At 72.0% G+C, this 21752-nt stretch carries 17 protein-coding genes and 1 tRNA gene; 12 read left to right on the forward strand and 6 right to left on the reverse strand.

The genetic code is table 11. The features are described 5' to 3' along the window. Positions 1 to 249: 249 nt before the first annotated feature. Positions 250 to 1911 (forward strand): MFS transporter, encoded by a 1662-nt coding sequence (locus tag WAB15_RS17275; protein ID WP_407286796.1) that lies wholly within the window; start codon positions 250 to 252, stop codon positions 1909 to 1911. 7 nt (positions 1912 to 1918) lie between these two features. Here the strand turns inward: WAB15_RS17275 and WAB15_RS17280 are convergent, their stop codons facing one another. The 4 genes from WAB15_RS17280 to WAB15_RS17295 form a co-directional block, all read right to left on the reverse strand. Next, complete coding sequence (locus WAB15_RS17280) at positions 1919 to 2893, reverse strand: cellulose-binding protein (RefSeq protein WP_407286797.1); 975 nt, start codon at positions 2891 to 2893, stop codon at positions 1919 to 1921. Positions 2894 to 2992: 99 nt separating this feature from the next. Next, entirely contained in the window at positions 2993 to 4030 is a 1038-nt protein-coding gene (locus tag WAB15_RS17285) for an LCP family protein (RefSeq protein WP_407286798.1), read from the reverse strand. A gap of 134 nt (positions 4031 to 4164) precedes the next feature. Then, the gene (locus WAB15_RS17290) at positions 4165 to 7014 is read right to left on the reverse strand and encodes an SUKH-4 family immunity protein (protein WP_407286799.1); all 2850 of its coding nucleotides are present in this window, start codon (positions 7012 to 7014) and stop codon (positions 4165 to 4167) included. Positions 7015 to 7019: 5 nt separating this feature from the next. Further along, positions 7020 to 8027: an HNH endonuclease gene (locus tag WAB15_RS17295; protein ID WP_407286800.1), complete on the reverse strand. Its 1008-nt coding sequence runs from the start codon at positions 8025 to 8027 to the stop codon at positions 7020 to 7022. Between the two features lie 298 nt (positions 8028 to 8325). Between WAB15_RS17295 and WAB15_RS17300 the strand changes: the two genes are divergently transcribed. Together WAB15_RS17300 and WAB15_RS17305 are read left to right on the forward strand one after the other, a co-directional pair. Further along, complete coding sequence (locus WAB15_RS17300; RefSeq protein ID WP_407286801.1) at positions 8326 to 8838, forward strand: YwqJ-related putative deaminase; 513 nt, start codon at positions 8326 to 8328, stop codon at positions 8836 to 8838. An 8-nt stretch (positions 8839 to 8846) separates the two neighbouring features. After that, on the forward strand, positions 8847 to 9410 hold the full coding sequence (locus tag WAB15_RS17305) for an SUKH-3 domain-containing protein (protein ID WP_399149793.1): 564 nt from the start codon (positions 8847 to 8849) through the stop codon (positions 9408 to 9410). Positions 9411 to 9586: 176 nt separating this feature from the next. Here the strand turns inward: WAB15_RS17305 and WAB15_RS17310 are convergent, their stop codons facing one another. Continuing rightward, entirely contained in the window at positions 9587 to 11032 is a 1446-nt protein-coding gene (locus WAB15_RS17310) for a sensor histidine kinase (RefSeq protein ID WP_407286802.1), read from the reverse strand. Positions 11033 to 11188: 156 nt separating this feature from the next. On the opposite strand from WAB15_RS17310, the gene WAB15_RS17315 reads away from it, so the two are divergent. The 7 genes from WAB15_RS17315 to WAB15_RS17345 all read left to right on the forward strand — a co-directional run bounded on the left by WAB15_RS17315 (position 11189) and on the right by WAB15_RS17345 (position 16852). Further along, positions 11189 to 12043, forward strand: a complete 855-nt coding sequence (locus WAB15_RS17315; protein ID WP_407286803.1) for a hypothetical protein — start codon at positions 11189 to 11191, stop codon at positions 12041 to 12043. Positions 12044 to 12072: 29 nt separating this feature from the next. Continuing rightward, positions 12073 to 12144, forward strand: a tRNA-Gln gene (locus WAB15_RS17320). A 120-nt stretch (positions 12145 to 12264) separates the two neighbouring features. Continuing rightward, on the forward strand, positions 12265 to 13719 hold the full coding sequence (gene glmU, locus WAB15_RS17325) for a bifunctional UDP-N-acetylglucosamine diphosphorylase/glucosamine-1-phosphate N-acetyltransferase GlmU (RefSeq protein ID WP_407286804.1): 1455 nt from the start codon (positions 12265 to 12267) through the stop codon (positions 13717 to 13719). Between the two features lie 75 nt (positions 13720 to 13794). Beyond that, positions 13795 to 14769, forward strand: a complete 975-nt coding sequence (locus WAB15_RS17330; protein WP_384440305.1) for a ribose-phosphate diphosphokinase — start codon at positions 13795 to 13797, stop codon at positions 14767 to 14769. Positions 14770 to 14954: 185 nt separating this feature from the next. Next, positions 14955 to 15551, forward strand: a complete 597-nt coding sequence (locus WAB15_RS17335) for a 50S ribosomal protein L25/general stress protein Ctc (RefSeq protein WP_407286805.1) — start codon at positions 14955 to 14957, stop codon at positions 15549 to 15551. Positions 15552 to 15662: 111 nt separating this feature from the next. Beyond that, the gene (gene pth, locus WAB15_RS17340; RefSeq protein ID WP_407286806.1) at positions 15663 to 16253 is read left to right on the forward strand and encodes an aminoacyl-tRNA hydrolase; all 591 of its coding nucleotides are present in this window, start codon (positions 15663 to 15665) and stop codon (positions 16251 to 16253) included. 80 nt (positions 16254 to 16333) lie between these two features. Then, positions 16334 to 16852 (forward strand): hypothetical protein, encoded by a 519-nt coding sequence (locus tag WAB15_RS17345; protein WP_399149797.1) that lies wholly within the window; start codon positions 16334 to 16336, stop codon positions 16850 to 16852. Between the two features lie 93 nt (positions 16853 to 16945). Here the strand turns inward: WAB15_RS17345 and ppc are convergent, their stop codons facing one another. Beyond that, on the reverse strand, positions 16946 to 19711 hold the full coding sequence (ppc, locus tag WAB15_RS17350; RefSeq protein ID WP_399149798.1) for a phosphoenolpyruvate carboxylase: 2766 nt from the start codon (positions 19709 to 19711) through the stop codon (positions 16946 to 16948). Between the two features lie 303 nt (positions 19712 to 20014). Here ppc and WAB15_RS17355 point away from each other — a divergent pair, with 303 nt between their 5' ends. Then, the gene (locus WAB15_RS17355; protein ID WP_399149799.1) at positions 20015 to 21028 is read left to right on the forward strand and encodes an acyl-CoA desaturase; all 1014 of its coding nucleotides are present in this window, start codon (positions 20015 to 20017) and stop codon (positions 21026 to 21028) included. A gap of 109 nt (positions 21029 to 21137) precedes the next feature. After that, positions 21138 to 21740, forward strand: a complete 603-nt coding sequence (locus tag WAB15_RS17360) for a TetR family transcriptional regulator (protein ID WP_384440393.1) — start codon at positions 21138 to 21140, stop codon at positions 21738 to 21740. The last annotated feature ends 12 nt before the right edge of the window (positions 21741 to 21752 follow it).

Here is a 21752-nt window from a genome sequence, read left to right on the forward strand (position 1 = left end):
CGTCCCAGCAAGCGAGGCGAACAACGCGAACAGCCCGCGGCGTCACACGGGCGGGTTGCCCACGATACGCCCGACCACCGACAACCCGCCGACCAAGCGGTCGGGGCCCGGGGTGCCGCGTGCGCCCGGGGCGTGCACACCTGCCGAGAAGCGCCGTTCCGCATCGCGGCCCCGCGTGGTTGGGTGTCGACTGGAACGGTGTCCGATACACACACCGGACAGCCGCAGCCCGACCGAGGAGGGAGACCCGTGAGCCGCACGACCAAGGACAGCGACAGCCCGGCGGACCGCGGAACGGGCGGCACCGGCTCCCCGGCACCGGGGGACCCACCCGCGCGCACCGCGCGGCGCGGGCCGGTCGTCGCGGCCCTGATGCTGGGCATGGCGCTGGTCGCGCTGGACTCCACGATCATCGCCACCGCCATTCCGCAGATCGTCGGCGACCTCGGCGGCTTCGCGGTCTTCTCCTGGCTCTTCTCCGGCTACCTGCTGGCCGTCACCGTCACCCTGCCCGTCTACGGCAAGCTCTCCGACACCTTCGGCCGCAGGCCCATCCTGATCGCCGGCATCGCGCTCTTCCTCGTCGGCTCGCTGGCCTGCGCGGGCGCCTGGAGCATGGCGTCCCTGATCGCCTTCCGGGTGCTGCAGGGACTGGGCGGCGGCGCCCTCCAGGGCACCGTGCAGACCATCGCCGCCGACCTCTACCCGATGGCGGAGCGCCCCCGCATACAGGCCAGGCTCTCCAGCGTCTGGGCCACCTCGGCGGTCGCCGGCCCCGCCCTGGGCGGACTGCTCGCCACCTACGCCGACTGGCGCTGGATCTTCCTGGTCAACGTGCCGGTGGGCGCGGTGGCGCTGTGGCTGATCGTGCGGCACTTCCACGAGGACGCCCGTGCGCGGCGCGGCACCCGAGACCGCCGTCCGCGCGTCGACTGGCCCGGCGCGCTGGCGATCTTCGCCGGTGGCGGGCTGCTGCTGACCGCACTGGTCCAGGGCGGCGTCGCCTGGCCCTGGCTCTCGACGCCGTCGCTGCTGCTGCTCGCCGGCAGCGCGGTGGGCGCGGCGGCCACCGTCCTGATCGAACGCCGCGCCGCGGAGCCGATCATCCCCGGCTGGGTCTGGCGCCGCCGCACCATCGCCGCCGTCAACCTCGCCCTGGGCGCGCTGGGCCTGCTGATGGTCGCTCCGACCGTCTTCCTGCCCACCTACGCCCAGACGGTGCTGGGCCTGAGCCCGACGGCCGCCGGATTCGTGCTGTCGGTGATGACGCTGAGCTGGCCGGTGTCGGCCGCCCTGAGCAGCCACGTCTACCGCCGTACTGGCATCCGTACCTGCGCGATGCTCGGCATCGGCGCGGCGGGCGCGACCCTGCTCGCCTTCCCGCTGCTGCCCTACCCCGGCGCCGCCTGGCAGCCCGCCCTGATCATGCTGGCGCTGGGCGCGGCCCTCGGGCTCTTCCAGCTGCCGCTGATCATCGGCGTGCAGTCCTCGGTCGGCTACGCCGAGCGCGGCACCGCCACCGCCTCGATACTGTTCTGCCGCCAGGTCGGCCAGTCGGTGGGCGCCGCGCTCTTCGGCGCCCTGGCCAACGCCACCCTCAACGACCGCCTCGCGCACGCCCCCGCGGACATCCGCCCCGGCCTCCCCGGCGACCTCGACGCGGTCTCGCACGCCCTGGAGCAGTCCGGCGCGCTCACCGCCCGCGCCACCGACTACCTGCGCCGGGCCGTCGACGCCACCGTCGACCACGTCTACCTCGGCGCCGCCGCGGCCGCCGCGCTCGCCCTGATCGCCCTGGTGCTGCTGGCGCCGCGGCACTTCCCGGTGCACGCCGACGCCCGCGGCGACCGGGACGGCCGGGCCCGTGCGGGCGAAGCGGAGAGCGCGGGCGAGGCGGCGCCGGGACGGTAGGGGGCGGTCAGCCGCGCGGCCGGGGCAGCTCGGTGGTCAGGGTGTCCTCGTTGTCGGGATCGCCGCCGGACCCCGCGGCGGGCCCGCCGTCCGCCCCGTCCGCCACCGGCGGCTTGCCGGTCAGCGCCGCCAGGCTGTTGCGGACGTGCGTCATATGGGTGCGGACCTCCTCGCGCTGCTCGGCGTGCTCGCGCAGGACCCGCTCCGTGGCCCGCTCGATGCGCTCCACCTCGACCCGCGCCTGGGCCAGCAGCCCGGCCGCGCGGTCCTCGGCGTCCTCCTGCCGGTGCCGGGCGGCCTCCTCGGCCTCCGCGTAGAGCCGGCGCCGGTCGGCGAGCACGGCCTGACCGCGGGCGTCCCGCTCCGCGACGAGCTGGTCCATCTCCGCGGCCAGCTTCGCCAGCTCCCGCCCGGCCGCCTCCCCCGCCTCGGCGTGCTGCTTCTCCTGCTCGCGCAGCATCCGCGCGGTGTCGCGCACCGCCTGCCCCAGCTCCTCGGCCGCCTCCGCGCGCAGTTGCCCGGCGTCCTTGGCCGCCGCGGCCACCCGCTTCGCGCCGTCCTCCTGCGCCCGCTCCTCGGTGCGCCGGGCCAGCTCGTCGGCCTCGGTGCGCAGGGCGGAGGCGGCCTGGTCCGCCGCGGCCCGGACCTGGTGCCCGAAGTCGTCGGACTCGTCACGGGCCCGCTCGGCGGCCTGCTCCGCCTCGGCCCGCAGCCGTTCCGCCTCGGACTCCGCCGTGGTCAGGATCAGCCGGGCCTCGCCGCTGAGGGACTCGTACGTCTGCGGCGGCAGCTGTGCCAGATAGAGCCGCAGCCCGGCGAGTTCGTCCGTCATCTCGTTGCACAGGACGGTGAGCCGCGCGGCACGCTCCCAGCAGGAGTCGCGGTCGATGGAGAGCCCCTCGAACCGGCGGTCGACGTCCTCCGGCCGGTACCCACGCCCTCGTACGGTCTCGAACCCGTGAGGCGAAACCGGTGCACTCATCCCTCAAGCCCCTCTGTGCAGTTACGCGCGCTTGTCCTTCGGACCGGTGCATAGCCCCACCCTTGCGGCACTTCGCCCGGACCGTCCCCCCAGGATGCGTCATTTATCGGCAGAAGTCGGAATTGGATCATCCTTGCACAAGGATTGGAACAACCGCTTCGCCCCGTTTTCGTCCCAGAGCAGTACCGCCCCCGCGCCCGCGACCATCACCCCGGGCCGCCGCACCGGAACCGTCGTCGCCGCCCCCTCGCCCCCGGCGATCCGCCGCAGCGCCCAGCCCATGTCCAGCACCTGCGCCGTCCCCGCGCCCCGGTCCACGGTCAGCGCCGCCAGCGAGGTGTCCAGCACCCGTTTGAGCCGGGTCGGGTCGAGGTACACATCGGGGCCGACCATCGCGTCCGCCACCGCGCCGATCAGCCGCCGCTGCCGCTTCACCCGTCCGAGGTCGCCCTCCGGGTCCGCATAGCGCGCCCGTGCGTACGCCAGCGCCTGCCCGCCGTCCATCCGCCGGCAGCCGGCCGGGAAGTCCGCCCCCGACCGCTCGTCCCTCAGCGGCGCCTCCAGGCACAGCCGTACGCCGTCCAGCGCGTCCACGACCCGCACCAGGCCCAGGAAGTTCACCTCGGCGTAGTGGTCGATGCGCAGCCCGGTCGCCCGCTCCACCGTTCGGGTGAGCAGCCGCGGACCGCCGTCCGCATACGCCTCGTTGATCTTCCGGCCGCCGTGGCCGGGAACGGGGACGTAGCTGTCGCGCGGCAGACTGACCAGATAGGGGCCGTGCTCGCCGTAGTGCAGCACCATGATCGTGTCGGTGTTCTGCACCCGGCCGTTGCCGACGTGCAGCTCCGCGCGCTGCCGCGGGGTGAGCCCGGCGCGGCTGTCGGAGCCGACCAGCAGCCAGTTCGTCCCCCGGCCGGCAGCCGGCCGCCCGGCGTAGTCCGCCACCGCCTCGGTGTGCCGCAGCTCCCGCCCCGCCCGGACGTACAGCCCGGCCCCGGCCGACACCACCAGCACGACCAGCAACAGCAGCGACACCAGCAACCAGCTGAGCCACGACCACCGGCGCCACCGCGGACCCGTCCCGCGCGGCGGCCGCAACCGCCCCGCCCGGTACGGCGGGGGTATCGGACGGCCCATACAGGCATGGTCCCGGCGCCCGACCCGTCGCGCAGGTCGAGCACCCGGACCGTCGCCGCGGCGGCGCCTCCCACCACGGCGGTGCTTCCCACCGCGCCGCGCACCCGCCGTACGGCGCGCGGCGCGGACGAGGGCTACAGCAGCCCGTCCCACATCTGCTCGAGGAGCACCGACCACCAGGTCTCCGGCGAACCGAGCGCCGGCGGATCCAGCGCGACCAGCTGCGCCTGGAAGTCGACGGTCCAGCGGCCCGCCTGCTCCGGCGTCAGCCCGTAGCGCAGCCGCCACATCCGCCCCAGCATCGCCAGACAGCGCACGAACTCCGGCAGCCCGCTGTTGACGAACTGCGGCGCCGCCGGCTGACCGCCCGGCCCGGCCTCCATCGGCACCGCCACGATGTGCGCGGTCCCGTACTGGACACACAGCTGACGGCCGAAGTCGTTGCCCATCACCAGATACGACCCGGCGTCCGAGGCCGGGTGCACCCCCCGCTCCGCCGCCAGCTCCGCCAGCGTCGGCACCGGGCGGCCCGGCTGCGCCTGCGCCCAGAAGAACGGCCCGAAGTCGACCGGCAACCCGGCCCACACCAGCATCTGCGCCACCACATCGGGCACACCGTGCCGGGAGACCGCCCGCTGGTCGAAGCGGAAGATCCCCTGCGGACCGAAGGCCTGCTCCAGCTCCTGGCCGATCGCCTGCGGCGGCACCGGCGGCACCGGCTGCACCTGGGACGGGTGCGGCAGCGGCACCCGCACCGGCGCCGGCCGCGCCGGACCGTCCGCGACCTGGTGCAACTCGCCCTGATGCTCGACGAGATGCCGTACGCCCTGCTGACGCGAGGCATGGTCCCTGCCGTACGCGGCGGTGTGGCTGATGCGCACCTGCGGCCAGTTGTCCCGGATCATCCGGGCGCAGTAGCCGCCCGGCAGATCGCAGCACTCCAGCTCCGTGTGCAGCTCCAGCACCTGCTGCGGCGGGACGTTCATCGCCCGCAGCTCGTGCAGCAGCTGCCACTCCGGATGCGGCGTACCGGGCGCCGAACGGCGCACGATCTTCTGCTCGGAGCCGTCCGGCCCGCGGTAGCTGAGCACGGCCATGTAGCCGGGGCCGACGGTCGGCTGACCGCTGGGGGCCGGCGGATAGCCGTACGCACCAGGGGGGCCGGGCGGCGCGGGCGTTCCCGGCGGCGGGGCGGGCGCGCCCGCGGGCGGGGCACCGTGGCCGGCCGGCGGCATGGCGGGAGCGCCCCCTCCACCGGGACCGCCCAGCGCGGCACCGCCGGCGAGCATCGTCGCCGCGGCGTGCACCCCACCGCCGCCGGTGCCGCCCGCGGCGGGCGGCGCCGGAGGCGGAGGCGGCGGACCGTCCTGGCCGCCCTGCCCCGCCGGGCCCCGGCCGGCCGCGGCCGCGCCGGACCTGCCGGGCGGACCGGGCGGCTTGGGCGCGCCGGGCGGACCGGGCGGCTTGGGCGCGCCGGGCGGACCGGGCGGCGGCGGCACACCGGGACCACCGAGGCCGGCCTGCAAGGCCGCACCGTCGGCGAGCATCGTGGCGGCGGCGTGCACCCCGCCACCGGGGCCACCGGCACCCGTACCACCGGAGCCGGCCCCGCCGGCACCCGCGCCCTCGGCGCCGGGACCGTCCGTCCCGTCCACCGCACTGAGATCGAGATCCGCCGCATCCAGCTGCGAGACCAGCTGCGTGGGGACATAGCCACCGGCCGGCGCCCCGGGCGCACCCGGACCGGCGCCCGGACGCACATCGGCCTTGCCGGTGTCGGCCTCGGCGAGCCGCGCCGGGTCCTGCGAGGCACCACCACGGCCCGCACCGGGCCTGCCCGGCGCACCCGGAGGCGGCGGCGGACCCGCCGCGGCGTTACCGGGCAGCGACGAGCCGTCGGCCAGCATCGTCGCCGCGGCGTGCACCCCACCGCCCGCGGGCGGCGCGGGCGGAGGCGGCATACCGGGACCGGGCACACCCGGCACACCGGCACCCGGCGGGGGCGGTACGTCGGCGACCGGCGTCCCGGACGGCGGCGGCAGATTCGGCAGCCCCGCGGCCGCGGGCGGCGCCGACGGCAGGGGCGGGGGCGGGGGCAGCGGCCCACCATCGGGCCCGCCGGCCGGACCGGCGCCCGGCCCGGCCCCGTCCGGCAGCTCCACCGCGGGCGCCACCTGAGTACGGGGCAACTGGCTGCCGCCGTGCAGCAGTTCGGTCTTCGCCTCCGGACGCACACGCGGCGCGGCCGGGGCGTCGTCCTCCGCGTCGTAACCCGCCAGCGGCGGCGCGAACACCGTCTCGGGCAGCCCCACGGAACGGTCCTGCGACCCCGCGACCGACCCCGTCGTGTCCGCCGCCGCCCACGGCGTCGCGTCCACGCCGGAACCGACGGAACCGGCAGCGGCGGCCGGCGCCCGGCCCGCCTCCACCGCATCCGCACCGGTCTGCGCGACCACGCCGTCGGCACCGTTGACGCTCACCTCGGCCCAGGCGTCCGACGCCGAAGGAGCCACCGGAGCCGGCGGGGCGGCCGGCGCCTGCTCAGGGGACGCCGCCGGCGAAGGAACCGGAGCGGCCGGCTCCGCGCCGCCGCCCCGCCGGTCCGGTATACCGATCGCATCCGCCGCCTGCTGCAACCACTCCGGCGGCGTCAGCAGAAACGACGTGGCCTCCAGATCGATCCGCTGCGGCGCGGCCTCGGCCGCACCGGACCCACCGTCCGCGGAAGCGCCGTACACCTCCTCGTACCGCCGGATCACCTCACCCACCGGCAACCCCGGCCACAGCGTCGTCTCACCGCTGTCCCGCGCGATCACGAGCCGGGCCCGGCCGCCGTCCGTCGCCGGACCCCCATCCCGGTCCTCGGCCCAGGCCACAAAGCCCAGATCGAACTCCCGCACCCGCACCTCACGGTGCTGCGGCGCCGGCACATCGCCGTTCACCCAGCGCTCCGCGCGCTCCTGCGCCTGCGCAAACGTCACCATCGCGCTCAACCCCCCACCGGCACCGCATAGGCGAAACCGCCGTCCACCATCAGGTTCGCCACGGTCTCCAGCTCCGGCGGATTTCCCGCCAACCGCTGCAGAAACTCATCGAAATCCGCGCCGCACGGCAGCAGCAGCCGCTCCACCCGCTCCTGCACCGACCAGCCGTCCTGATCCCGCGCATCGTCATACGGGCAGAACCACACCGAGCCCGGCGCCTCGCCGCGCACCTTCACCGCGACCACACCGCCCTGCACGAACGCCACACCCAGATAGTCCTTGGTGAAGTGGTCCCGCAGGCACTTGTTCACATAGACCAGATCATTGACCGCCGCGTCGTCCCGCACCGTGAAGAACGGCTGGTCGACCAGCAGCCCCAGCTCCGCGTCCAGCGCCGCACCCACCGGCGCACACCCGCCCGCCGCCTTCAAAAACGAGCGGTAGGCACCCGGCAGGCGGTAGCCCAGCGCCTCCTCGGCCTGCACCACCTGCTCCTCGCCCACCGACAGATCGCGGTGCGGCAGCCCGAAGTGCACCGGCCGGGTCTCCTGCAGCGGCCGGGTACCGCGCTTGTCGTGCGCCACCGGAGCCGTCGCCAGCCCGCCGTGATGCCGCAGCAGCGCCTTGACCTCGACCGGGACCAGCTCCATCCGCCGCGTACCGGCCACGTGATGCCAGGTCCAGCCGTGCGGCGTCGCCACCGCGGGCACGTCTATCCACAGCTCGTGCCCCTGCGCGTGCAGCGCGGCATTCGCCGACACATAGTCCGTCAACCGCAGCTCATCGACCCCGAACCCCTCCGGCGGCTCGGCGATCTCCGCCGCGGCCCGCGCATACGGCGAGAACTCCGCGAAGCCCTGCCCGTCCACCCGCACCCCGGCGGGATACCGCGCCGCACGGACCGGGTCCGGAAAATGCACGACCTGCCCGGCATAGGCCGAATTCGGTGGCGCGGCACGTCCCGCCGCCTGGGGGCCGGGTGGTACCCCCAGCCCTGGCCGACCTGTCGTCATCGCGGTTGCCCCCTGGCTGAAGCTGGCTTTGGGGCACAGCCTATGCCGTACCGCAACACCCGCCCGCGCCCCCGCCCTCGCACGTCAGCACGGCGACACACCGACGTCACCCACCGCCCCGCCACCCCCACGCCCCCCGCTCACCACCCCGCCCACCAGCCCCGTTATCCGCGAACCGACACCCCGTCAGCCCCCCGTGAGATCACCGACAGTGCGTCCGACTACCGGAACACCCAGGACATTTGGCAGGCTGACCCCCGCAAACCGGGGGATTGCAGGGAGGGAAACGCACACCACTATGAGCACCACTGCACGCCACGGCACCGGCGCCGGAGACCCCCGCATCGGCTGGAGCGGCACCGGCGACACCCATCGCGCGCCCGCCCTCCACCACCGACGCGACGGCATCCTCCCCACCGTCGGCGCCGCCTTGTCCGTACGCGGACACACCCTCACCTGCACCGCGAGCAAAGCCGAACAGCCCCCCGCACTGCACCCCCTCGTCCAGGACTTCCTCGACGCCCTCCCCACCGCCCAGCGCGAACGCTTCACCGGACGCTGCCCCGAAGCCGTGCTGCTCTCCCGCCACCTCACCGCCGTCGAGGCCAACCGCTCCAAACGAGCCGCCCGCAAACCCCTCACCAACGGAGAAGCCCGCCGCTCCCTGAAACACTCCAAGATCACCGCACGCCACATCCGCGAGGACGGCGACCCCCAGCACGGCGGCTACGCCCCGCCCTGCCGCTCCTGCGACGCACTCCTCGCCCACTTCGGCGTCATGCCCATCGGCGCGACGCCCACAGGAAGCTGACCCCCGACATGCCGCCCACCACCCCCGGCCCCCGCACCCCCACCCACGACCGCACCGGCTCCACCCGCTTCTCCGCCGCCGTCGACGTCGCCCTCCAAGAAGCCGGCTGGCAGCCCGGCCGCTGGGACATAAAGCAGGCCGAACACTGGGCCGACACCCTCCGCGCCCACACCTCCCCCGCCGGCCACCGCCACACGGTCTTCCCCGCCGCCGTCGAAGCATGGGCCGAATTCGGCGGCCTGCGCATCACCGGACCCGGACCCGGCCGGCACATCGCCCCCACCCCCTTCGCCCTCGACCCCCTGCACGGACTCCACCTCGCCCGCACCCTCGGCGACCTCGGACGCGCCCTGGAAACCGACGTCGCCCCCCTGGGCCGCGAGGAACTCTCCGGCCCCGACGGCACCGCCTACGGCCAGGCCACCCTCGCCATCGACACCGAAGGCCGCGTCTACAGCCTCGACCACACCGGCGACTGGTACCTCGGAGCCGACATCGACACGGCGCTGGGCACCCTCGTCCTGGGTACGCGGCCGAGCCGACTGGGCCTCACCCCGCCAAGCGGCGGGTGACCCACCGCCCTCCGCCGACGCCCGCCCGCCCGCCCGCCAGCCAGCCAGCCAGCCACACCGTCCGCCAGACACACCGCTCGTCAGGCACGCCACCCGTCAGGCACGCCACCCGACGGAAGTGAACCCGCGCACCAGGCGCGAGGAGCCGCCCGGCCGCAACCGGAGCGCACGAAGACTCACCCGGCCGGCACCGGAGCGGGCACCACCGCCGACACCCGGAAGCCACCCGCCTCCGTCGGACCCGAGACGAACACGCCCCCCAGCGCCGTCACCCGCTCCCGCATCCCCACCAGGCCGTTGCCGCCGCTCGGCAGACCCGCGTCCGCCGCACCGCCCTCGCTCGGCCCGTTCTCCACCTGCACCGCCAGCTCGCCCTCCCGATGCGCCAGCCGCACCCGCGCCCGCGCACCCGGAGCGTGCTTGTGCACATTCGTCAGGGCTTCCTGCACCACCCGGTACACCGTCTGCTCCACCCCCGCCCCATACCGGCGCCCAGAAGCCGACTCCCCCTCGCCGGCCCCCTCCACCGACAACTCCACCGCCATCCCGGCCGCCCGGGACTCCCCCACCAAAACCCCCAGATCGGCCAGGCACGGCCCCTCGGGGTCCACCTCCGCCCCGGACACCGGCGCCGCCGCCGACCCCACAGGCCGCACCGGAGCCGCCACCCGCGCCCCGGCCCCCGACTCCGCCGCTTCCGGCTCCGCCTTCAGCCGCGCCCGCGAAGCCACCGCCGCCAACCGCTCCGGCGCATCCGACCCCGCAGCGCCACGCACCGCCGAACCCTCGGCCGTCCGCAGCACCCCCAGCATCTCCCGCAGCTCCGTCAGCGCCTGCCGCCCCATGTCGCCCACCAGGCCCGCGTTCTTCGACGCCTTCTCCGGATCCTTCAACGCCACCGCCTGCAACGCGGCCGCATGCACCACCATCAGACTCACCCGATGCGCCACCACGTCGTGCATCTCCCGCGCGATCCGCGTCCGCTCCTCGTTACGGGCCCACTCCGCCCGCTCCTCGGCCCGGTCCGCCAGCAGCGACAGCTCCCGCTCCAGACCGTCCGCCCGCTCCCGCAGGCTCTCCACCAGTCGGCGCCGCGCCCCGACGTACAGCCCCCACAGCACCGGCGGCGCCGTCAGCACCAGCCCCACCGCCAGCGACATCGCCGGTACGAACCACACCGGCGGATTGAAGTCCTCCTGCGCCGCGATGTCCTGCCGCATGCTGAGGAACGTCGTCACCAACGTCCCCGCCACGGTCATCCCCGCCAGCAACGCGGTGATCCGACGCGGCACCTCCGACGCGGCGAGCGTGTAGAGCCCCACCACACTCAGCAGCCCGCCCATCTCCGCAGGCATCACCGCTATCGAAACCAGCACCACCGCCACCGGCCACCGCCGGCGCACCAGCAGCACCGGCCCCGCCACCAGGCCGAAGAACAGCCCGAGCAACTCCGGCAGCTGCGCCTCCTGCGCAAACCGCACGCCCTCGAACATGCACTCAAGGCCCGAGGCCACCGCCAGCAACACGTCCAGCACGGCACTGCGCCGCCGGGCCCACCACCACGGCCCCGTCACCGGCGCACCCCGCGCGCCCACGCTTTCACTTGCCCCCGTCGCGGTCATACCGACCAGCGTACGGGCGCCCGCGCCGGTTCCCCCGCCGAGTTCCCGAGCACGGTTCTGGCCCATTACCAGCCGTTACCGCGGGTTATCCCCCGAAGTGTTGAATCGCCCACATTTTCGACCCTTTCGCGCGCGGGAGAGCGACACCCTGTTCCCATGCCGAACACCCATCGGGACCACCCCGACTACGAGGCGTTACGCCCCCAAGCCGTCGCCCTCCGCCGCGCCGGCCTCAGCCGCCGCCAGATCCGCGACCGGCTGGGCGTGTCACTGACCGACGCCACTCTGACCTACCTCCTGGAGGGCGAACCGCCTCCGGAGTGGACCAAGCGCCCCAACGCCAAGGACCAGCTGCGCGAGAGGGCCCGCGAGCTGCGCAAACAGGGGCGGACCTACGACGAGATCGTGGCCGAGCTGGGAGTAGCCAAGAGCTCGGTCTCCCTCTGGGTACGCGACCTGCCCAAGCCGAGGAAATCCCCGGAGGCGATGCACCAGATGCGCGAGGCGCGGTGGGCGCCGTACCGCGAGGCGCGGGATCGGCAGATCGAGGAGACCAGGGCGGAGGCGATCAACCAGATCGGCGACCTCACCGAGCGGGACCTGTTCCTGATCGGCGTCGGCCTCTACTGGTCGGAGGGCAGCAAGAGCAAGCCCCACCGCAGGAGCGAGCGCGTCATCTTCATCAATAGCGACCCCGACATGATCGAGGTCTACCTGGCATGGCTGAAACTGCTGGGCGTCGAGCGCGAGCACCTGCGCTTCGCCGTGATGATCCACGAGTCCGCCGACGTGGCGGCCTCCGAGCGCCACTGGGCGGACCTGGTCGGCGTTGACGTCTCCGCCCTATGCAAGACGACACTCAAGAAACACAACCCCAAGACCGTGCGGAAGAACGTCGGGGAGGAGTACCACGGCTGCCTGGTGATCAGGGTGCTACAAAGTGCAGAGCTATACCGTCGCATCGAAGGCTGGTGGTACGGCATAGTGTTGGGTGCCAAGCGGTCAGCCTGACAGAATGTCCGGTTTGGGCTGCTTCATGGTCCCCCGTGGTGTAATTGGCAACACTGTCGGTTTTGGTCCGACCATTAGAGGTTCGAGTCCTCTCGGGGGAGCCGCAAAAGTTCGGGTCCTGATCGCAAGATCAGGACCCGCTGTCGTTTCGGCCGCAATACGCCCCGGTATCCTTCGGATGACCACCACCCGAAGTAGCCAAGAAGCCGAAGGGCATCCCCGTGAGCGCCAACCGCCCGGCAGCCGTCGTCGTTCTCGCAGCGGGTGAGGGAACCCGCATGAAGTCGGCGACCCCAAAGGTCCTGCACACACTCTGCGGCCGCTCCCTCGTCGGGCATGTCGTCGCCGCCTCCCGCGAGCTGGACCCCCAGAACCTCGTCGTGGTCGTCGGCCACGCCCGTGAGCAGGTGCAGGCGCACCTCGCCGGGATCGATCCGGACGTGCGCACCGCCGTGCAGCACGAGCAGAAGGGCACCGGCCACGCCGTCCGCACGGCGCTGGAGGAGCTGAGCGGCAGCGGTGTCACTCTCGACGGCACCGTGATCGTGGTCTGCGGCGACACCCCGCTGCTGACCGGCGAGACCCTCCGGCGGCTCGGCGACACCCATGCCGCCGACAAGAACGCCGTGACCGTGCTCTCCGCCGAGGTGCCGGATGCGACCGGCTACGGCCGGATCGTCCGTGACGCGGACACCGGCGCGGTGACGGCGATCGTGGAGCACAAGGACGCGAGCGACGCCCAGCGGGCGATCCGGGAGATCAACTCCGGGGTCTTCGCCTTCGACGCCCGGCTGCTGGTCGACGCACTGGGCAAGGTGCGTACGGACAACAGCCAGGGCGAGGAGTACCTCACCGATGTGCTGGGGATCGTGCGGGAGGCGGGGCACCGGGTGGGTGCGGCCGTGGCCGGCGATCACCGCGAGATCCTCGGGATCAACAACCGGGTGCAGCTGGCCGAGGCTCGTCGACTGCTGAACGAGCGGTTGCTGGAGCGGGCGATGCTGGCCGGTGTGACGGTCGTCGACCCGGCCTCGACGTTCATCGACGTGTCGGTCGTGTTCGAGCAGGACGCGACGATCCACCCGGGGACGCAGCTGCTGGGGGCGACGAGTGTCGCCTCCGGCGCCGAGGTGGGTCCGCATTCGCGGCTGACGGATACGGCGGTCGGTGCGGGTGCCGTGGTGTCGTTCACGGTCGCGCAGGGCGCGCGTATCGGCGCGGGGGCGAATGTCGGCCCCTATACGTATCTGCGTCCGGGGACGGATCTCGGTCCGAAGTCGAAGGCCGGCGCGTATGTGGAGATGAAGAACGCGTCGATCGGCGAGGGCACGAAGGTTCCGCATCTGTCGTATGTGGGGGACGCGACGATTGGTGAGTTCACCAATATTGGCGCGGCGAGTGTGTTCGTGAATTATGACGGTGAGGCCAAGCACCACACGACCGTCGGTTCGCATTGCCGGACCGGGTCGGACAACATGTTTGTGGCTCCTGTCACGATCGGGGACGGCGCCTATACGGCGGCCGGCTCGGTCATCACCAAGGATGTGCCCCCGGGTTCGCTGGCGGTCGCGCGTGGCCAGCAGCGGAATATCGAGGGTTGGGTCGCGCGCAAGCGGCCCGGAAGCGCCGCCGCGCAGGCCGCTTCGGCTGCTCGCCGGGAGCCCGAGGGCGAGTAGTGATCGTGCAAAAGGTGCGCCGTGCGGGGCGTACCGTGATGAGCGCACGCAAACTGTGATTCGAGGAGATTTGCTGTGACCGGGATCAAGACGACCGGCGAGAAGAAGCTGATGCTCTTCTCCGGCCGCGCCCACCCCGAACTGGCGGAGGAGGTCGCGCATCAGCTGGGTGTCGGCCTGGTCCCGACGAAGGCTTTCGACTTCGCCAACGGTGAGATCTATGTCCGCTATCAGGAGTCCGCGCGTGGTGCGGACTGCTTCTTGATTCAGAGCCACACGGCTCCGATCAATAAGTGGATCATGGAGCAGCTGATCATGATTGATGCGTTGAAGCGGGCTTCCGCTCGGAGCATCACGGTGGTCGTGCCGTTCTATGGCTATGCGCGTCAGGACAAGAAGCACCGTGGCCGTGAGCCGATTTCGGCGCGGCTGATCGCGGATTTGATGAAGACCGCGGGTGCGGACCGTGTGGTGACGGTGGATCTGCACACGGACCAGATCATGGGCTTCTTCGACGGCCCGGTGGATCACCTTTTCGCGCTGCCGGTTCTCGCGGACTATGTGGGCGCGAAGGTGGATCGCGACAAGCTCACGGTCGTCTCTCCGGACGCGGGCCGGGTGCGGGTCGCGGACCGCTGGTGCGACCGGCTGGGTGCTCCGTTGGCCATCGTCCACAAGCGCCGGGACAAGGACGTGGCGAATCAGGTCACGGTCCATGAGGTCGTCGGTGATGTGGAGGGCCGGGTGTGTGTCCTGGTCGACGACATGATCGACACCGGTGGCACGATCTGCGCCGCGGCCGACGCGCTGTTCGCCAATGGTGCGGCGGATGTCATCGTGACCGCGACGCACGGTGTGCTGTCGGGTCCGGCGGCGGACCGGTTGAAGAACTCGAAGGTGAGCGAGTTCGTGTTCACCAACACGCTGCCGACGCCGTCCGAGCTGGAGCTGGACAAGATCACGGTGCTGTCGATGGCGCCGACGATCGCGCGGGCGCTGCGTGAGGTCTTCGAGGACGGCTCGGTGACGAGTCTGTTCGACGAGCAGTGAGCGATCTCTCGCTCTGATTGATCGACTTTGGGGCGGCCTTCCGGCCGGGTAGACTCATGGAGTTGCTCGGCGAGGGAGGCCGCCCTTTTGTGGTGGCTGTCCGTTATCGACGCGCTCTTCGTAGCAGGTCTGTCGTGGGCCGGGTGACGCCCACCAGATTTTTCTGCGATACGAGGAGTGCTGTTATGGCCGAGATCAAGCTCACCGCTGAGGTACGCACCAACTTCGGCAAGGGCGCTGCCCGCCAGACCCGTCGCGAGAACAAGGTTCCCGGCGTCATCTACGGTCACGGTGCCGAGCCGAAGCACGTCGCCGTGGACAGCCACGCGCTGATGATGGCCCTGAAGACCCCGAACGCGCTGCTGCGTCTGGAGTTCGACGGCAAGAGCGAGCTGGTCATCCCCAAGGCCGTGCAGCGTGAGGCGATCCGCCGCTTCCTGGTGCACGTGGACTTCCTGGCCGTGAAGAAGGGCGAGAAGGTCACCGTCGAGCTGCCCATCCAGACCGAGGGCGAGCTGGCCGCGGGCGGCAACCTGCTCGAGCACGTGCTGAACACCCTGCCGGTCGAGGCCGAGGCCACCCACATCCCGGAGTCGGTCACGGTCTCCATCGCGGGTCTGAACGCCGGTTCGTCGGTGCAGGCCAAGGACATCACCCTGCCGTCGGGTGTCTCGCTGGCCGTCGAGGACGACGCCGTGGTGCTGCAGGTCGTGGCGGCGCAGGCCGAGGCTCCGGCCGAGGAGGCCACCGCGGGTGAGGGTGCCGAGGGCGCCGAGGCCTGATCCTCTTCCGGGGTGGGCGGCGCTCGCCGTGTGCCTCGGGGTTCGTCTTTGTGACCGTCGTCCCGCGCTGTTGGCGTGGGGCGACGGTCGCGCTGTTGAAGGAGCGTGCAGATGACGGATGCAGTCAGCCCCTGGCTGGTGGTGGGGCTGGGTAATCCCGGTCCCGACTACGCCGGCAACCGGCACAATGTCGGTTTCATGGTGGCCGATCTCCTGGCCGAGCGTATGGGTGGGCGTTTCAAGGCGCACAAGGCGCGGGCGCAGGTGGTGGAGGGGCGGATCGGTCCGCCGGGGCCTGGCAGTCGCCGGGTGGTGGTGGCCAAGCCGTTGTCGTTCATGAATCTGTCGGGTGGGCCGACGACGGCGTTGCGGGACTTCTACAAGGTCCCGGTGGCCAACATCGTGGCGGTTCATGATGAGTTGGATATCGATTACGGTGCGCTGCGGCTGAAGTTGGGCGGCGGTGACAACGGTCACAACGGTCTGAAGTCGATCACGAAGTCGCTGGGTGCGGAGTACCACCGGGTGCGTTTCGGGATCGGGCGTCCGCCGGGTCGTATGCAGGTGGCGGATTTCGTGTTGAAGGATTTCGGTTCGGCGGAGCGCCGGGAGCTGGATTACTTCGTGGATCGTGCGGCGGATGCGGTGGAGACATTGATCGTGGAGGGGTTGGAACGGGCACAGAGCACGTACAACACGTGAAGGGGACAGTGCGGGTCAGGGGCTGACGAACTGTTGCCCGAGGTTGACCGGGCGCTGGTGGATGGCCAAGGATCGCCGCCATGCCCAGAAGCAGTACGCGCACGAGTTCGGTCAAACGAAGCCGTTCCCGGCGGGCCGGTGAGAGTGCCTATGGGGCGCTGCTCGTCGCCCGGACGGGGGTGATGGGCCTGTTGGCTTTGCTCCTGCTGGTGGCGGGGGTGTGGACGTCGTGGAGCACGGCGCAGTACGCGATGCTCGCCAAGGGGCGGGAGCGCGGTTCGATGACGGTGGCGTCGTGTGCGGGTGAGCGGTGCACGGGTCCGTTCGTGCCGGAGGAGGGCCAAGGGCCGCGGAAGGTGTCGATCGCCGAGGCGGCGGCGCCGGACAAGGGCGAGCGGGTCGAGGTGGTGCTGAAGCCGGGGTCGTCGCATGCGGTGCGGTCGGGGACGGCGGGGGTGCTGCATGCCTGGGTGCCGTTCGCGGGGTCGTTGCTGCTGGCGGCGCTGGTGGTGGCCGGGGGGATGCGGATGCGGCGTACGGCGTGGGTGATGGGCCTGTTGGGGGCGGTGTTGCTGGGGGCGGCGTTCGCCGCGATGTAGGGCGTGTCGCGATGTAGGCGTGTGACGTGGTGACGACGGCGGCGGCCGGCTCCTCGGGTGAGGGGCCGGCCGCCGTCGTGTGTGCGGGGTGGGTCAGCCGGTGTTGCGCAGGCCGGCGGCGACGCCGTTGACGGTGAGCAGCAGTGCGCGGGCCAGCACGGGGTCGGCTTCGTCGCCGCGTTCGGCGGCGGTGCGCTGGCGGTGCAGCAGGGAGACCTGGAGGTAGGAGATCGGGTCGAGGTAGGCGTCGCGGATGTGGAAGGTCTGCTTCAGGACCGGGTTGGAGTCGAGGAGTTCGTTCTCTCCGGTGATGCGCAGGACCTCGGCGACGGTGAGTTCGTGCTCGGCCTTGATGACGTCGAAGACGTGCTTGAGCTCGTCGGGGACGAGGGTGTCGACGTAGTGCTGGGCGATCCGCAGGTCGGTCTTGGCCAGCGTCATCTCGACGTTGGACAGGAAGTTGCGGAAGAAGTGCCAGTGCTCGTGCATCTCGTCGACGACGGGGTCGAGGCCGGCTTCGCGGGCGGCCTTCAGGCCCGTGCCGACGCCGAACCAGCCGGGGACGATCTGGCGGGACTGGGTCCAGCCGAAGACCCACGGGATGGCACGCAGGCCGTCGAGTCCGGCGCCGGAGTCGGGGCGGCGCGAGGGGCGGGAGCCCAGGTGCAGCTCGGCGAGCTGGTCGACGGGGGTGGAGGCGAAGAAGTACGCGGGGAGGTCGGGGTCCTCGACGAGGCGGCGGTAGGCGCCGTGGGCGGCCTCGGAGACGGTCTCCATGGCGGCGTCCCAGCGGGCGAGGGCCTCGTCGGACTGGCGGGGTGCGGTGTGCAGGGCGGAGGCCTGGAGGGTGGCGGCGACGGTCAGTTCCAGGTTTTCCCTGGCCAGGGACGGCACCAGGTACTTGTCGGAGATGACCTCGCCCTGTTCGGTGACCTTGATCTCGCCTTCGAGGGTGCCGTAGGGCTGGGCGAGGATCGCGTCGTGGGAGGGGCCGCCGCCGCGGCCGACGGTGCCGCCGCGGCCGTGGAAGAGGCGCAGTCGTACGCCGTGGCGGTGGGCGACGTCGCGCAGCAGGCGCTGGGCGCGGTGGATCTCCCACTGGGAGGTGGTGATGCCGCCGAACTTGGAGGAGTCCGAGTAGCCGAGCATGACTTCCTGGACGTCGCCGTTGAGGGCGACCAGGCGGCGGTAGGAGGGGTCGGCGAGCATTTCGTCGAGCAGCTGGTCGGCGATCTTGAGCTCGTCGGTGGTCTCCAGCAGCGGGACGATGCCGATCTTGGCCCAGCCGGCGTGCAGGTCGATCAACCCGGCTTCGCGGGCGAGGACGGCGGCGGCGAAGACGTCGTCGGAGCCCTGGCACATGGAGATGATGTAGGACTCGACGACCTCGGGGCCGAAGGTCTTCTTGGCCTTGAGGATGGTGCGGAAGACGCCGAGGGTCTTGGCGCCGGCCTCGTCGAGGGGGGCCGGGGTGGGGGCCAGGGGGCGGCGGGAGCGCAGTTCCTTGGCGAGGAGCTTGCGGCGGTAGTCGCGCGGCATGTCCACGTAGCGCCAGGACTCCTCGCCGAGGCGGTCGAAGAGCTGGCCGAGGGCGTGGTGGTGGGCGTCGGCGTGCTCGCGGACGTCCATGGTGGCAAGCTGCAGGCCGAAGGCGCCGATGGTGCGCAGGGTGCGTTCGAGCCGGCCGTCGGCGACCAGGCCGCCGCGGTGTGCGCGCAGCGAGGTCTGGATGAGCGTGAGGTCGTCGAGGAGTTCGGCGGTGCCGAGGTAGTCGCGGCCGGGGACGTGGGGGGTGTCGCCGGCGAGGCGGTCGCGGGTGTTGACGAGCTTCTGCCGGATGCAGGTGGCCTTGAGGCGGTAGGGCTCCTCGGAGTTCAGGCGCTTGTAGCGGGGGCTGATCTCGGGGAGGAGTTCGAGGTCGTGCTGGAGGGAGGCCAGCAGTTCGTCGGTGGCGCCGCAGTTGCGGATGGAGTTCGACAGGGCGCCGCGCAGCTCGTCGACGTGTTCGAGGGCGTCGGTGATGCCGTGCTCGTGCTGGAGGATCAGGACGTCCCAGGTGACCTGGGGGGTGACGTTGGGGTTGCCGTCGCGGTCGCCGCCGATCCAGGTGCCGAAGGTGAGCGGGCGGGTGCCGGGGGGCAGCTCGGTGCCGGCGCGCTCCAGCTCGGCGGCGAGGTCTTCGAGGACGTCGCCGACGGCGCCGCGGCCCAGCTCGTCGAGGTAGTAGATGGCGTTGCGGGCTTCGTCGGTCGGCTCGGGGCGGGCGACGCGCAGCTCGTCGGTCTGCCAGATGAGGTCGATGTTCTCGGCCAGGCGCAGGTCGGCGCGGCGGCGCTCGGTGGCGTCGGTGCGGTCGAGGAGTTCGGCGACCTTGCGGAGCTTGGTGAGGACGGAGCGGCGGGCGGCCTCGGTGGGGTGTGCGGTGAAGACGGGGCGTACGCCGAGGTGGGCCGCGGTCTCGCGGAGGTGCTGGGGGTCGGCGTCCTTGAGCATGTCGGCGGTGCGGGCGAGGATGCCGCCCTCGGCGGCGCGCCGGGTGCGCAGCTCGCGGCCGCGGTGGACCTGCTCGGTGACGTTGGCGAGGTGGAAGTACGTCGAGAAGGCGCGTACCAGCTTGGCGGCGGTGGCCAGGTCGGTGTCGCCCAGGAGCCGGGCCGCGGCCTCGCCGTCGGAGCGGGTCAGGGCGCGGACCCGCTCGACGAGGTCGAGGAGGTCGGGGCCTTCCTGCCGGACGAGGGTTTCGCCGAGGAGGTCACCGAGGCGGCGGATGTCGGCACGCAGGGCGATGTTGTCGCTCGGGCCGGCTTCGGGGCTGTCGGTGGGTGCGATCTCGGCGGGGGTGTTGTCGGCACTGCTCACTGGTGCGGCTCCTTGCGGCATTCAGGGACGTCGCGCCGCGACTCGCGGAGGGGTGGTGGCGGGCGACGGGTGGGCAGGTCTGATGCGGGCGGGTTGCGGACCGCGCTGTCCGACGGTGCCCAGGATAGATCTGCCCGCTGTCAGCGGATCACACCGTCCGATGGGTGGGCATCTGTGGCGGGTGGTGCGGGTGTGAGGCCTGTCACGGCCTTGCCCGTGGCGGTGTCGCTGCCATACTTACGAGACCGTAGGTTACGGTCCCGTAGCCGTAGCCGTGCCCCCGAGCCCCCGACGAGGGACACCATGACCGCTGGCCCTGAAGCCGTAGAAGAATCACCGATTCCTGCCGATTCGCCCGTTGATCCGGCTGCCGGTGGCCCGATGCCGTCCGCGACGCTGGGTGGCGAACAGCGCCGGTCGGTGGAACAGATCACGCTCCTGCTCTTCATCATCGTCCCGTTCGTGGCGCTGGTGGCCGCGGTGCCGCTGGCCTGGGGCTGGGGGGTGAGCTGGCTGGATCTGGGCCTGATGACCGCGATGTACTACATCGGCTGCCACGGCATCACGATCGGCTTCCACCGCTACTTCACGCATGGCGCTTTCAAGGCGAAGCGCCCCCTGCGGATCGCCCTGGCGATCATGGGTTCGCTGGCGGTGGAGGGGCCGCTGGTGCGCTGGGTGGCCGATCACCGCAAGCACCACAAGTTCTCCGACGCCGAGGGCGACCCGCACTCGCCGTGGCGCTTCGGCGAGACGGTGCCCGCACTGATGAAGGGCCTGTGGTGGGCCCACATCGGCTGGATGTTCGACGAGGAGCAGACCCCGCAGCACAAGTACGCACCGGACCTGATCAAGGACGATGCGATCCGGACGATCTCCCGCCAGTTCGTGGTGTGGACGACGGTGTCGCTGCTGATCCCGCCGCTGGTCGGCGGTCTGGTGACCTGGTCCTGGCAGGGCGCGCTGACCGCGTTCTTCTGGGGCTCGCTGGTGCGGGTGGCGCTGCTGCACCACGTGACGTGGTCGATCAACTCCATCTGCCACGCCGTGGGCAAGCGCCCCTTCAAGTCCCGCGACAAGTCCGGCAACGTCTGGTGGCTGGCGGTGCTGTCCTGCGGCGAGTCCTGGCACAACCTGCACCACGCGGACCCCACCTGCGCCCGGCACGGTGTGCTGCGCGGGCAGCTGGACTCCAGCGCCCGGCTGATCCGCTGGTTCGAGAAGGCGGGCTGGGCGTACGACGTGCGGTGGCCCGACGCCTCCCGCATCGACGCACGGCGCAAGGAGACGGCCGCCGGGGGTACCTCCCCGCGGTAGCCGAGGAAGGCATGATTGACGGGTGGCGATCGACAACAGCAGCAGTACGAGCAGCAACAAGGGCAAGCCTTCCGCGTCTGCGAGCACCCGGCGCGCCCGCAGGGTACGGATGACCGGTGCGGAGCGCCGGCAGCAGCTGCTGGACATCGGTCGCACACTCTTCGCCGAGCGCGGCTTCGAGGGCACGTCGGTCGAGGAGATCGCGGCCAAGGCCGGGGTCTCCAAGCCGGTGGTCTATGAGCACTTCGGCGGCAAGGAGGGGCTGTACGCGGTGGTCGTGGACCGCGAGATGCGCCAGCTGCTGGACATGGTGACCGGCGCCCTGACCGCCGGCCACCCCCGCGAACTCCTCGAACAGGCGGCGTTCGCGCTCCTGGACTACATCGAGACCTTCACCGACGGCTTCCGCATCCTGGTCCGCGACTCCCCCGTCGCCCAGTCCACGGGTACGTTCGCCTCCCTGATCAGCGATATCGCCACCCAGGTCGAGGACATCCTGGGCCTGGAGTTCAAGGCCCGCGGCTTTGATCCGAAGCTGGCCCCGCTCTACGCCCAGGCGCTGGTCGGCATGGTCGCCCTGACCGGCCAGTGGTGGGTGGACACCCGCAAACCGAAGAAGGCCGAGGTGGCGGCCCACCTGGTGAACCTGGCCTGGCACGGCCTGGGCAACCTGGAGGCGAAGCCGCGCTTGATAGGGCATCGCAAGAACTGAGGTCGGGGCGTG

Source organism: Streptomyces sirii (assembly GCF_045690365.1).
Classification (GTDB): Bacteria; Actinomycetota; Actinomycetes; order Streptomycetales; family Streptomycetaceae; genus Streptomyces; species Streptomyces sirii.